The 13,101-nt window shown below is 72.3% G+C and carries 8 protein-coding genes; 6 read left to right on the plus strand and 2 right to left on the minus strand.

Annotation, left to right across the window (positions count from 1 at the left end; genetic code table 11):
* Positions 1 to 125: 125 nt before the first annotated feature.
* The gene (locus tag ACWC91_RS14115; RefSeq protein ID WP_450725910.1) at positions 126 to 1,265 is read right to left on the minus strand and encodes a CAP domain-containing protein; all 1,140 of its coding nucleotides are present in this window, start codon (positions 1,263 to 1,265) and stop codon (positions 126 to 128) included.
* Positions 1,266 to 1,434: 169 nt separating this feature from the next.
* Here ACWC91_RS14115 and ACWC91_RS14120 point away from each other — a divergent pair, with 169 nt between their 5' ends.
* The 5 genes from ACWC91_RS14120 (at position 1,435) to ftsY (ending at position 9,479) form a co-directional block, all read left to right on the plus strand.
* On the plus strand, positions 1,435 to 1,716 hold the full coding sequence (locus ACWC91_RS14120; RefSeq protein ID WP_225079385.1) for an acylphosphatase: 282 nt from the start codon (positions 1,435 to 1,437) through the stop codon (positions 1,714 to 1,716).
* A 382-nt stretch (positions 1,717 to 2,098) separates the two neighbouring features.
* Positions 2,099 to 2,302 carry a hypothetical protein gene (locus ACWC91_RS14125; protein ID WP_009190853.1) on the plus strand — a complete coding sequence of 68 codons (204 nt, stop codon included), beginning with the start codon at positions 2,099 to 2,101 and terminating at the stop codon, positions 2,300 to 2,302.
* A gap of 242 nt (positions 2,303 to 2,544) precedes the next feature.
* On the plus strand, positions 2,545 to 6,402 hold the full coding sequence (locus ACWC91_RS14130) for an AAA family ATPase (RefSeq protein ID WP_450641804.1): 3,858 nt from the start codon (positions 2,545 to 2,547) through the stop codon (positions 6,400 to 6,402).
* Between the two features lie 278 nt (positions 6,403 to 6,680).
* Positions 6,681 to 8,096: a sugar porter family MFS transporter gene (locus ACWC91_RS14135; RefSeq protein WP_225079383.1), complete on the plus strand. Its 1,416-nt coding sequence runs from the start codon at positions 6,681 to 6,683 to the stop codon at positions 8,094 to 8,096.
* 174 nt (positions 8,097 to 8,270) lie between these two features.
* Entirely contained in the window at positions 8,271 to 9,479 is a 1,209-nt protein-coding gene (ftsY, locus tag ACWC91_RS14140) for a signal recognition particle-docking protein FtsY (protein ID WP_225079382.1), read from the plus strand.
* Between the two features lie 747 nt (positions 9,480 to 10,226).
* Here the strand turns inward: ftsY and ACWC91_RS14145 are convergent.
* Entirely contained in the window at positions 10,227 to 10,889 is a 663-nt protein-coding gene (locus tag ACWC91_RS14145) for a bifunctional DNA primase/polymerase (RefSeq protein ID WP_225079381.1), read from the minus strand.
* 447 nt (positions 10,890 to 11,336) lie between these two features.
* Between ACWC91_RS14145 and nsdA the strand changes: the two genes are divergently transcribed.
* Complete coding sequence (gene nsdA / locus ACWC91_RS14150; protein WP_225079380.1) at positions 11,337 to 12,821, plus strand: transcriptional repressor NsdA; 1,485 nt, start codon at positions 11,337 to 11,339, stop codon at positions 12,819 to 12,821.
* The last annotated feature ends 280 nt before the right edge of the window (positions 12,822 to 13,101 follow it).

Below are 13,101 nucleotides of genomic sequence, written 5' to 3' on the forward strand. Positions count from 1 at the left end.
TGGCGGTCCCCATCCGTGATCGACTCGGCGAGGCGAATCCCCGCGTCACCGCACCGCACCCCGCCACGACGAGACAGGCCGAGGCCCTGGCAGGCGATCCCTGCGCCTTCCGACCTGCGGTTGTCTCAGTACCCGAAGTCCTGCGTCCACCACGGACCGCCGGAGCCGAAGTGCACACCGACGCCCAGGGTCTTGAAGTCGCAGTTCAGTATGTTGGCGCGGTGGCCGGGGCTGTTCATCCAGGCGTCCATCACCGCCTCCGCGTCGGCCTGCCCGCGGGCTATGTTCTCGCCGCCGAGGCTGGTGATGCCGAGCCTCGCCGCCCGGTCCCACGGCGAGGCGCCGCTGGGATCGGTGTGGTCGAAGAAGTTCTCGTCGGCCATGGCCTCGCTGAAGTCCTGGGCGAGGCCGGCGAGCGCGCTGCTCGCCGTCAGGGCGCTGCACCCCACCTTCGCCCGCTCGTCGTTGACGAGCCTGAGCACCTCGGCCTCGACGGCGGTCTGCGTGGAGACGGCGGCCGGGGCCCGGGTCTTCGGCGGCGCCTTGGTGGCGGTCTCGGCCGGCGCGGTCTCCGGCTTCTCCGGCGCCGTGGTCGGCTTCGCCTCCGGCGCCTTCGTGGGCGTGGCCGACGCCGGGTCGGCGTCCGGCGCGGTGGCCGGGGCCGACTCGGAGGCGGACAGCTCGGGTGACGTGGACCGGTCCACGTCGCGGCTGGTCGTGGAGCCCCGGGAGGGGCCGCCCGGGTCGACGCCGGCGCTGCCGGAGGTGCCGCCCTGCGGGCTCTCGCTGTTCGTCGGCGAGCCCGCGGCCTGCACCTTGTCGGCGCCGCCGCCGTTCGGGCCGCCCAGCTTGTAGTTCTCGAGCCCGGGCACCGCGCCGGTGGCGACCGCGACGGTGCCGAGGGCGACCGCGGCGGAGACCCCGAGGAGCCCCGTGCGGACCGGCGTCGCGGCCTTCTTCTTCCGGCGGTGCCCCCGCTCCCGCGGTCCGTCCGCCGGGCTGAAGCCCTCGGCCGGGAAGACCACGGTGGTCCTGGCGTGGGCGGCGCCGTCGTCCGTGTCGAAGAGGTGCTCCTGGGGTCTGGCGTACGGGTCGGCGTACAGATCCGGGTTCAGGTAGGGCGCGATGCCCAGGCGGCCGTCGTCGTCCTGCGGGTGGCTGTCCCACGGATCGCGGTCCCGCTCGTACGAGCCGTGCGTCCGACTGTCCCCCGTGGCGCGGCCCGTGGCGGCGCGGCCGGCGTCCGAGCGTCGGTGGCGTCCCATGTGCTGGCCTTCCTTGTCTCTCTCTGCCGACGCGCGCCCTGAGCCGACGCGGTCAACCCAACTCACTCGATCGAGTGAGTTTCAGATGAGATTCATTGGATCGGGACGGTACCGCATGGCGCGAGAGGCGGAGGTGCTCAGAGAGACATTGGCCGGTTAGGTTGCACTCATGAGCGAGGATGTTCGACTGGTCGCCTGGGTCCGCGGACGAGTCCAGGGAGTGGGTTTCCGCTGGTTCACCAGGGCCACTGCGCTGGAGATCGGGGGCCTGAGCGGTTTCGCCCTCAATCTCGGGGACGGACGCGTGCAAGTGGTCGCCGAGGGGGCCCGCGAGGGGTGCCAGAAACTCCTGGACTGGCTGCAGGGCGGCGACACGCCCGGACGTGTGGACGGTGTCACCGAGATCTGGGACACACCGCGCGGCGGGTACGACGGCTTCGCCATCCGCTGATCGTGTGGCGCGGTGCGGGTCCCGCCGGCCGCGGCGGGAACTGCCGGCGGCATCTGCCCGAAGGGAAAAGAGGCAGGTGGTTGCCAAGAAACGCGCGGCGTGGCAGGCTCCGCACAGCGGAATGATCCGCACGCCCCGAGGGGCCCGCAGGAGTAGCAGCGCCACCTGGTTTCCGGTCGCGCGCCCCCGGGACGCCCATGGATACGGGGCGTGATCGTGTTGACCGTCAAACTTTTTGGTGAGACGCTGAAAGCCCGCGCACCTTAGCTGTTTGGCATGGATGAACGGCACCACAACTCAGGCAGTGCCAAGCACCACGGGTGCGAATCCCTCACGACCCACACCGCTTCGGTCGGTCACTCAGTGTGGAGGACCATCCATCATGGCAAAGGCGCTTCTCGGTTACGTCGGCGGCTCCGACCCTCGACTCCTCGCCGAGATGCGACGGCTCCAGCAGCGCGTCCAGGACCTGGAATCCGAGCTTGTGCGGATCCAGGCGGAGAACGACGCCCTGACGGCTGCCGCTTCTCACGACAGGATCATGGAGCGCGTCGACGCACACCAGGCGGAGCCTGCGCTCACCTGATCACTGCATCGCACAACGACACAGGGGTTGGGCTGCCCGTCAACCGCTCAGTTGTCAGAGTTGCAAGGGACGCTTCGGCGTCCCTTCCTTCTTTCCCCCGCCCTTCTTGCCCCGCCTTTGTCGCCCCCGCGCATCCTTTCACGGTCTTTAACTTTTGGTGTGCCCTGCATATTCAAAGGTGAAACCGCGCGGTTGCGGGGGTTCGTGGAGTGGGGTACCGGTGGCCGGTAAAGTCCGGCGGCGTGCACCTCAAGGCCCTGACCCTCCGCGGGTTCAAGTCGTTCGCCTCGGCGACCACGCTCCGGTTCGAGCCGGGGATCACGTGCGTCGTCGGACCGAACGGCTCGGGCAAGTCCAATGTCGTGGACGCGCTCAGCTGGGTCATGGGCGAGCAGGGCGCCAAATCGCTGCGCGGCGGCAAGATGGAGGACGTCATCTTCGCCGGCACCACCGGCCGTCCGCCGCTCGGCCGCGCCGAGGTGTCCCTGACCATCGACAACTCCGACGGGGCCCTGCCCATCGAGTACGCCGAGGTCACCATCACGCGGATCATGTTCCGCAACGGCGGCAGCGAGTATCAGCTCAACGGCGACACCTGCCGGCTGCTCGACATCCAGGAACTGCTCTCCGACTCCGGCATCGGCCGCGAGATGCACGTCATCGTCGGCCAGGGCCAGCTCGACTCCGTCCTGCACGCCGACCCCATGGGCCGCCGCGCCTTCATCGAGGAGGCCGCGGGTGTCCTCAAACACCGCAAGCGCAAGGAGAAGGCGCTCAGGAAACTGGACGCGATGCAGGCCAACCTCGCGCGGGTGCAGGACCTCACCGACGAACTGCGCCGCCAGCTCAAGCCATTGGGCCGGCAGGCGGCGGTCGCGCGCAGAGCCGCGGTCATCCAGGCGGACCTGAGGGACGCGCGCCTGCGGCTGCTGGCCGACGACCTCGTCGGCCTGCGCGAAGCCCTGAAGGCCGAGGTCGCCGACGAAGCGGCCCTGAAGGAACGCAGGGAAACCGCCGAGCAGGAGCTGAAGAAGGCCCTCCAGCGCGAGGCCCTGCTGGAGGACGAGGTGCGCCGGCTCGTCCCGCGCCTCCAGCGCGCCCAGCAGACCTGGTACGAACTGTCCCAGCTCGCCGAACGCGTGCGCGGCACCATCTCGCTCGCCGACGCGCGCGTGCACAGCGCCACCTCCGCGCCGCCCGAGGAGCGGCGCGGCCGCGACCCCGAGGAACTGGAGCGCGAGGCCGACCGCGTCCGCGAACAGGAGGCCGGGCTGGAGGCGGCCCTGGAGGCGGCCCAGCGCGCCCTGGACGACACCGTCGCCCACCGTGCCGAGCTGGAGCGGGAACTGGCCGTCGAGGAACGGCGCCTGAAGGACGCGGCCCGCGCCATCGCCGACCGCCGTGAGGGCCTGGCCCGGCTGGGCGGACAGGTGAACGCGGCACGCTCCCGAGCCGCCTCCGCCCAGGCCGAGATCGAGCGGCTGGCCGCCGCCAGGGACGAGGCCCAGGAACGGGCCGTCCACGCCCAGGAGGAGTACGAGGCGCTCAAGGCCGAGGTCGACGGCCTCGACGCGGGCGACGAGGAGCTGGCCGGGCGGCACGAGGGGGCGAGGACGGCACTGAGCGAGGCGGAGGCCGCCCTCGCCGCAGCCCGGGAGGCGGTCACCGCGGCCGAACGCAAGCGGGCCGCGACCCAGGCCCGGCACGACGCCCTCGCCCTGGGCCTGCGCCGCAAGGACGGCACGGGCGCCCTGCTCGACGCCAAGGACCGCCTCACCGGCCTGCTGGGCCCCGCCGCCGAACTCCTGACGGTCACCCCCGGCTACGAGACCCCTCTGGCCACCGCCTTCGGCACCGCCGCCGACGCCCTGGCCGTGACCACGCCCTCCGCGGCGGCCGACGCCCTGCGCCTGCTGCGCAAACAGGACGCGGGCCGGGCCGCACTGCTCCTCGCGGGCCCCTCACCCGAAACCCCCGCGATCCAAGCGCCCACGCCGCCGGGCGAAGCCCTCCCGAGCGACCCGCGGCCCGGGCCGACGGCGGCCCCGGCGACGCCCGCCACCTCGTCGGGCGCCCCGGATGCCACCCAGCCGGACGAGGTCACGAGCTTGGCGGCCTGTGCCGATCGGTCCGCGGCCGGGGGCGTCACAGCCGCCGAAGCGGGTGGGACCGGTGCGGCGGGAGCCGGGCTTTCCGCGACCGGTGGGCTGGACGGTGCCGCTGCCGGGTGGAGTGGGTCCGAGGACCGTACCGGCGGTGCGGCGGGCGCGCCCGCCACCACCGGCACCCCCGTGCCCGGGCACCCCTTCGCCGCCGGCTTCGTGCGCGGTCCCGCCGAGCTGATGCCCGCCGTGCGGTGGCTGCTGCGGGGAATCGTCGTGGTGGGGACGCTGGAGGACGCGGAGGATCTGGTTCTCGCCCGACCCGAGCTGACGGCTGTGACCGCCGAAGGGGATCTGCTCGGGGCGTACTTCGCGCAGGGCGGCTCCGCCGGGGCGCCCAGTCTGCTGGAGGTGCAGGCCTCCGTGGACGAGGCCGCCGCCGAGCTGGAGCAGCTGGCCGTGCGGTGCGAGGAGCTGACCGAGGACCAGCAGCGGGCCGCCGAGCGGCGCGGCCGGTGCGCGGCGCAGGTCGAGGAGCTGGGGGAGCGGCGGCGGACCGCCGACCGGGAGAAGTCGGCCGTAGCGCAGCAACTGGGCCGGCTCGCCGGGCAGGCGCGCGGCGCCGCCGGGGAGGCCGAGCGGTCCTCGGCCGCCGCCGCCCGCGCCCAGGAGGCCCTCGACAACGCCCTCCAGGAGGTGGAGGAACTCGCCGAGCGGCTCGCCGTGGCCGAGGAGGCGCCGATCGAGGAGGAGCCCGACACCTCGGCGCGCGACCGGCTCGCCGCCGACGGGGCCAACGCCCGCCAGACCGAGATGGAGGCCCGCCTCCAGGTCCGTACGCACGAGGAACGGGTCAGGGGACTGGCCGGCAGGGCGGACTCGCTGGACCGGGCAGCCCATGCCGAACGTGAGGCACGCGCGCGTGCCGAGCAGCGGCGCGCCCGGCTCCGCCACGAGGCGGAGGTCGCCTCGGCGGTCGCCTCCGGCGCCCGGCAGCTGCTCGCGCACGTCGAGGTCTCCGTGGCCCGCGCCGAGGAGGAGCGGGCCGCCGCCGAGGCCGCCAAGGCCCGGCGCGAGCAGGAGCTGACCGCCGCCCGCACCGAGGGCCGGGAGCTCAAGGCCGAACTCGACAAGCTGACCGACTCGGTCCACCGGGGGGAGGTGCTCGGCGCCGAGAAGCGGCTGCGCATCGAGCAGCTGGAGACCAGGGCACTGGAGGAACTCGGGGTCGAACCGGCGGGCCTGATGGCGGAGTACGGGCCGCACCAGCTCGTCCCGCCCTCGCCGCCCGCCGAAGGGGAGCAGCTGCCGGAGGACCCGCAGCACCCCCGCAACCGGCCCCGGCCCTACGCGCGGGCCGAGCAGGAGAAGCGGCTGAAGGCCGCCGAGCGCGCCTACCAGCAACTCGGCAAGGTCAACCCGCTGGCCCTGGAGGAGTTCGCGGCGCTGGAGGAACGCCACAAGTTCCTCAGCGAGCAGCTCGAGGACCTCAAGAAGACCCGCGCCGACCTGCTCCAGGTCGTCAAGGAGGTCGACGAGCGCGTCGAGCAGGTCTTCACCGAGGCCTACCGGGACACCGCCCGCGAGTTCGAGGGCGTCTTCGGCCGGCTCTTCCCGGGCGGTGAGGGCCGGCTCGTACTGACCGACCCCGACAACATGCTCACCACGGGCGTGGACGTCGAGGCGCGCCCGCCGGGCAAGAAGGTCAAGCGGCTGTCCCTGCTCTCCGGCGGCGAGCGGTCGCTGACCGCCGTCGCGCTGCTCGTGTCGATCTTCAAGGCCCGTCCGAGCCCCTTCTACGTCATGGACGAGGTCGAGGCGGCCCTCGACGACACCAACCTCCAAAGGCTGATCCGGATCATGCAGGAGCTTCAGGAGGCCTCGCAGCTGATCGTGATCACGCACCAGAAGCGCACGATGGAGGTCGCCGACGCGCTCTACGGCGTCTCCATGCAGGGCGACGGTGTGTCGAAGGTCATCAGCCAGCGCCTGCGTTAGCGCTGTGTCAGCGCCCCGGCACGTGTGGTGCCGGGGATCCCGCGTGCCTCCGTCACTTCGGGGTAGACGGACCATGTCCGCAGCTTGACTACAACACTTGAATCGAAGTTCAGGGGTCGCCGGGGGATGGAAGCCGGTTGTCGCCCGTGATGCAGGGAAATTGACTTCGACAGGTGAAGGCATAACCTCTGTAGCGTTGTTTTTATCTTCAAATCTCATCGCATGGAGGGGTTGACCCCCACCCCCGGCAGAGCTGCCGGGGTGCCCGAGGAGTACACGTGACCACAACGCAGGCCCCAGGGCCAGGAGCCCGGACGGCTCACCCCGAACATCTCGGGCACGTCATCTTCATCGCCGCGGCCGCCGCCATGGGCGGCTTCCTGTTCGGATACGACAGCTCCGTGATCAACGGCGCCGTCGAGGCCATCCGGAGCCGCTACGGCATCGGATCCGCAGAACTGGCCCAGGTCATCGCCATCGCCCTGATCGGCTGCGCGATCGGCGCCGCGACCGCGGGCCGCATCGCCGACCGCATCGGCCGCATCCGCTGCATGCGGATCGCCGCGGCCCTGTTCACCGTCAGCGCCGTCGGCTCGGCCCTGCCGTTCGCCCTGTGGGACCTCGCCTTCTGGCGGATCGTCGGCGGCTTCGCCATCGGTATGGCCTCGGTCATCGGCCCCGCCTACATCGCCGAGGTCGCCCCGCCCGCCTACCGCGGTCGACTCGGCTCCTTCCAGCAGGCCGCGATCGTCGTCGGCATCGCCATCTCCCAGCTGGTCAACTGGGGTCTGCTCAACGCCGCCGGCGGCAATCAGCGCGGCCGGCTGCTGGGCCTGGAGGCCTGGCAGGTCATGCTCGGCGTGATGGTCGTCCCGGCCATCCTGTACGGACTGCTCTCCTTCGCCATCCCCGAGTCCCCGCGCTTCCTGCTCTCCGTCGGCCGCCGTGACCGGGCCCGCCGGATCCTCGCCGAGGTCGAGGGCGACCACATCGACCTCGACGCCCGTGTGGCCGAGATCGAGACCGCCATGAAGCGCGAGCACAAGTCCACCTTCAAGGACCTGCTCGGCGGCAGCTTCCTCTTCAAGCGGATCGTCTGGATCGGCATCGGCCTGTCCGCCTTCCAGCAGTTCGTCGGCATCAACGTCGCGTTCTACTACTCCGCGACGCTGTGGCAGTCGGTCGGCGTCAACCCGACGGAGTCGTTCCTCTACTCGTTCACGACGTCGATCATCAACATCGTCGGCACCGTGATCGCGATGATCTTCGTGGACCGCATCGGCCGCAAGCCGCTGGCGCTCATCGGCTCGTGCGGCATGGTCGTCGGCCTGGCCCTGGAGGCCTGGGCGTTCTCGTACCCCCTGGTAGGCGGCAAGCTGCCGGCCACCCAGGGCTGGGTCGCCCTGATCGCGGCCCACGTCTTCGTCCTCTTCTTCGCCCTGTCCTGGGGTGTGGTCGTCTGGGTCCTGCTCGGCGAGATGTTCCCGAACAAGATCCGCGCCGCCGCGCTGGGCGTGGCCGCCTCCGCACAGTGGATCGCCAACTGGGCCATCACCGCGAGCTTCCCGTCGCTGGCCGACTGGAACCTCTCCTGGACCTACGTCGTCTACACGGCCTTCGCCGCGCTCTCCATCCCGTTCGTCCTGAAGTTCGTCAAGGAGACGAAGGGCAAGGCGCTGGAGGAGATGGGGTAACCGCCCCCGGTCTCACCCTGCCCCGGCTCACGCACCGAGCCGGGGCAGCACGTGCTCGTGAGGGCGTTACGCGTCCCGTACGCCGGGCGGCCGGCGGGTCCGGTATTCCAGGGGCACGCGGCCCCGTCGGGACTACCGCTGACCGCCCAGGTGGTCGCGCATACTGGACGCGTTATGGAAACCATCATCCTTGCTGTAGTTATCGCCGTGGTCGTGCTCGGCGCGCTCGGCGGGCTCATCATCGGCAGCCGGCGGAGGAAGCCGCTGCCCCCGCCGCCGCCCTCGGCGCCCGACATCACCGCCCCTCCGGCCGAGCCACACGTCGGCGAGGAGGCCGAGACGCCGCGGGAGGAGCCGCGGCGGACGATCGAGGAGGTGGACCTGCCCGACGGCTCGGCTCCCGTCGCCGTCGAGGAGCCGCCCGTCGAGGAGCTTCCGGCACCCCCGATCGAGGTGCCCGAGCCCACCGCCGGCCGTCTGGTGCGGCTGCGCGCCCGCCTCTCCCGCTCGCAGAACGCCCTGGGCAAGGGCCTGCTCATCCTGCTGTCCCGCGAGAACCTCGACGAGGACACGTGGGAGGAGATCGAGGACACCCTGCTGACCGCCGACGTCGGCGTGCAGCCCACCCAGGAGCTGGTCGACCGGCTGCGCGAGCGCGTGCGCGTGCTCGGCACCCGCACCCCCGAGGAGCTGCGCGGGCTGCTGCGCGAGGAGCTGCTCACGCTGATCGGCCCCGACATGGACCGCACGGTGAAGACCGAGCCGGCCAGCAGCAAGCCGGGCATCGTGATGGTCGTCGGCGTCAACGGCACCGGCAAGACCACGACGACGGGCAAGCTCGCCCGGGTCCTGGTCGCCGACGGCCGCAGCGTCGTGCTGGGCGCCGCCGACACCTTCCGCGCGGCCGCCGCCGACCAGCTGCAGACCTGGGGCGAGCGGGTCGGCGCCTACACCGTGCGCGGCCCCGAGGCCGGCGACCCCGCCTCCGTCGCCTTCGACGCGGTGAAGGACGGCAAGGAGATGGGCGCCGACGTGGTGCTCATCGACACCGCCGGCCGCCTGCACACCAAGACCGGTCTCATGGACGAGCTCGGCAAGGTCAAGCGCGTCGTGGAGAAGCACGCGCCGCTGGACGAGGTGCTGCTCGTGCTCGACGCGACCACGGGCCAGAACGGCCTGGTCCAGGCCCGCGTCTTCGCCGAGGTCGTCGACATCACGGGCATCGTGCTCACCAAGCTGGACGGTACGGCCAAGGGCGGCATCGTGGTCGCCGTCCAGCGCGAGCTGGGTGTGCCGGTCAAGCTGGTCGGCCTCGGCGAGGGCCCGGACGACCTGGCCCCCTTCGAACCGGAGGCCTTCGTCGACGCCCTCATCGGAGACTGACTCCCACCCTTTTCAGTGCCCGCCCCGGTCCCACCGGGGCGGGCACTTCCGTCTAAGGCCCCGGCACGCCGAGCGCCCACGCACCCAGTACGCGGAGCGTCTACGGCCCCGGCACGCAGAGCCGGGCCGGACAGGCCGAGCCGAGGGCCGCAGGACGAGTTCCTGCCCCGGCCGCCGGGGAGCCACGACACCCCGGCGCTTCGTCGCTCCGGCGGTCGGTCGGGCCGCGCTCATTCGCGGCCACTCCCAGAGACGACCCCGGCCGGACGCCGGACGCCGCTACCTTCGGCCGCGGCCCACCCCGCGCCCGTATGTGGTGTGGGGACACCGGCGGGAGCGGACACGTGCCGCGGCACAGGCGCCGCCCACGCACACGCACGCGCCACCCCCCCGGACCCGGACGCGCACCCGCACCCGCACCCGCACAGGACACTGGTCCCTCGGTGGGGGCGTCCATACGACCAGACTCGTCGGGCACACGAGCCGAGGCCCCGCCCGCCGTATGGGCCGCAGGCCCATCCCATCCCACCCCGGCCGCCTGGCCGCTCGGGCCATCGGCTCGCCATGTCCGGACGGATCCCGTCGTCGGCCTGTCGGGGTGCCCCGTGAGGGGGCCGCCCGTGAGGAATTCTTCGACCGTCGTCGAGTGCGAGTCCGTCTTGTGGGACCTACGGGCGCCGTGCCCTCGCGAGTCCCGCTCGCCGTCGGGTGTCCCCGGTGGCGCCGTTCGGGTGTCCCGTCCTCCGGCTACGCCCGTGACCGGTGAGCCGCATACGCCAGCGTGCCCAGGAGGAGGCGGGCTTGAGGCGGCTTGGCGGTGTCCAGGGCGGGCGGGCGGAGCCAGCGGACCGGGCCGCGGCCGCCGCGGTCGGACGGCGGGGCCGTGAGGAACGTGCCGGGGCCGAGGCCGCGCAGGTCGAGGGAGGCGGGATCGTCCCAGCCCAGGCGGTAGAGCAGGGCGGGCAGCTCGGCGGCGGCGCCGGGGGCGACGAAGAACTGGGCCCGGCCGTCCGGGGTGGCGGTCACCGGGCCGAGGGGGAGGCCCATGCGCTCCAGCCGGACCAGGGCGCGGCGCCCGGCCGGCTCGGCGACCTCGATGACGTCGAAGACGCGGCCGACGGCCAGCATCACCGCGGCCCCCGGCAGCTCCCGCCACGCCCTGGTCACCTCGTCGAGCGTGGCCCCGGCCGGGATACCGGGCGCGAACTCCAGCGGGTGGGCGCCCGGAGCCGGGCAGTTCGTACGGCCGCAGGAGCAGGCGCCGCCGACGGCTCGCGCGCCCCGCACCACGTCCCAGCCCCACAGCCCGGTGTACTCGGCCACCGCCGTGCACTCCGACGAGCGGTACGACCGGCCGCGCCGCCGCGTGCCGGAGCGGATCTCGCGAATGCCGCCGATCGTGAAGCCCATGCCCCCTCCAACGGGTCCACCGCCCCGATGGTTACGAGGCGGATGCCGATCGTCACTCTCCGTTTCCGCTCCTCCCTGGCCCGGTCGGGGCCATGCGGCGTGCGGAAGCGCCGGGGGTGGTGCGTCCGGCGGCGCGCGCCTTCGCGTGCACCGCTCCACTCGCCCGCGGCTGTCCTATGTCAAGTGAATCGCGTAGGTGCCACCGAGGGTTCATTCGAAGGGGTGGCGAATGGTGGCGTTTCAGGGATCCCCGTGGCTGAGCGGGTGATCGTAGGATTACTGTGAGTGTGCGAGGCCTGGGGGCACATGCACTCGTGGGTATGCCGGAGGCAAGTCGGCAGTCGGTTCGAAGGGTGAGAACCGGCGGACGAACGGCCTTGTTGACCGGCATTCTGATAGGGCTTGGCGCACCAAGCGACAAGTGGTCTCAGGGATGGGGGCGTTCCAGTGAGCGGCAACGGCGGAAGCGAGACGAGCGCTGCGAGCGCGGACAGGCGTCCGAACGAGCTGCTCGCCTCGTGGTTCGTGCGCAGCGGCTGGTCCAAGGGCGAGCTCGCCCGCCAGGTCAACCGCCGAGCCCGTCAGCTGGGCGCCAACCACATCTCCACCGACACCTCGCGCGTCAGGCGGTGGCTGGACGGCGAGAACCCGCGCGAGCCGATCCCCAGGATCCTCTCGGAGCTGTTCTCCGAGCGCTTCGGCTGCGTCGTCGCCGTGGAGGACCTCGGCCTGCGCACCGCCCGCCCGACCCCCTCCGCCACCGGTGTCGACCTGCCCTGGACGGGCCCGCAGACAGTGGCCCTGCTCAGCGAGTTCTCGCGCAGCGACCTGATGCTGGCGCGGCGCGGCTTCCTCGGAACGTCGCTGGCGCTGTCCGCGGGCCCGTCCCTCATCGAGCCGCTCCAGCGCTGGCTCGTGCCCGCGCCCCCGGCCCCCCTGGAGGAGCCCGAGCCGCAGGCCGCCTCCCGCCGCCCCGGCCGGCTCTCCCGGCCCGAGCTGGAGCTGCTGGAGACCACCACCGTGATGTTCCGGCAGTGGGACGCCCAGTGCGGCGGCGGCCTGCGCCGCAAGGCGGTCGTCGGCCAGTTGCACGAGGTGACGGACCTCCTCCAGGAGCCCCAGCCCGAGCCCACCGGCCGCCGGCTGTTCAAGGTCGCCGCGGAACTCGCCGAACTGGCCGGCTGGATGAGCTATGACGTGGGACTCCAGCCCACCGCGCAGAAGTACTTCGTCCTCGCCCTGCACGCCGCCAAGGAAGCCGGCGACAAACCGCTCGGTTCCTACGTCCTGTCCAGCATGAGCCGCCAGATGATCCACCTCGGCCGCCCCGAGGACGCCCTGGAGCTCATCCACCTCGCGCAGTACGGCAGCCGCGACTGCGCGAGCCCGCGCACCCAGTCCATGCTGTACGCGCTGGAGGCCCGCGCCTACGCCAACACGGGCCAGCCCGGCAAGTGCAAGCGCGCCGTGCGCATGGCCGAGGACGCCTTCGCCGACGCCGAGGACTGGGACGAGCCCGACCCCGACTGGATCCGCTTCTTCTCCGAGGCCGAGCTGTACGGCGAGAACTCCCACTCCTTCCGTGACCTCGCCTACGTCGCCGGCCGCAGTCCCACCTACGCCTCACTGGCGGAGCCGCTGATGCGGAAGGCCGTGGAGCAGTTCGCCGAGGACCGCGAACACCAGCGGTCGTACGCCCTGAACCTCATCGGCATGGCCACGGTCCACCTGCTCCAGCGCGAGCCCGAGCAGAGCACCGAATACGCGAGGCAGGCCATGAGGGTGGCCAAGAAGGTCCGCTCCGAGCGCGTGAACACCCGTATCCGCAAGACCGTCGACAACGCCGTACGCGGCTACGGGGACCTCGCGGAGGTCATCGACCTGACCGAACAGCTCGCCGCCGAACTGCCCGAGACCGCCGAGGCCGTCTGACAGCGCCTCCCCGACCCCGGCCGCGGCCGGCCCTCCCGAACTGCCCGACTCGGCTCCCCCATGCCTGGTCATCGGAAGGCCGCCCGCGGCCGGCCTGTTTTCCGGTACGCGCTTCACGGCACGTCACCACGCACTTCACCGGCACGTAACACAGCAGACCTCTTCGTCACCCCGGCGAAACAACGCGAGGCATCCACCGAAACCGCGCCGGGCCAGTCTCGGGGCACGGTCGGCCGGCCCAACCCCTGGCCGACCGGACCGCGCAAGGCTTCGCCCGGCC

The organism is Streptomyces sp. NPDC001204 (assembly GCF_053598035.1).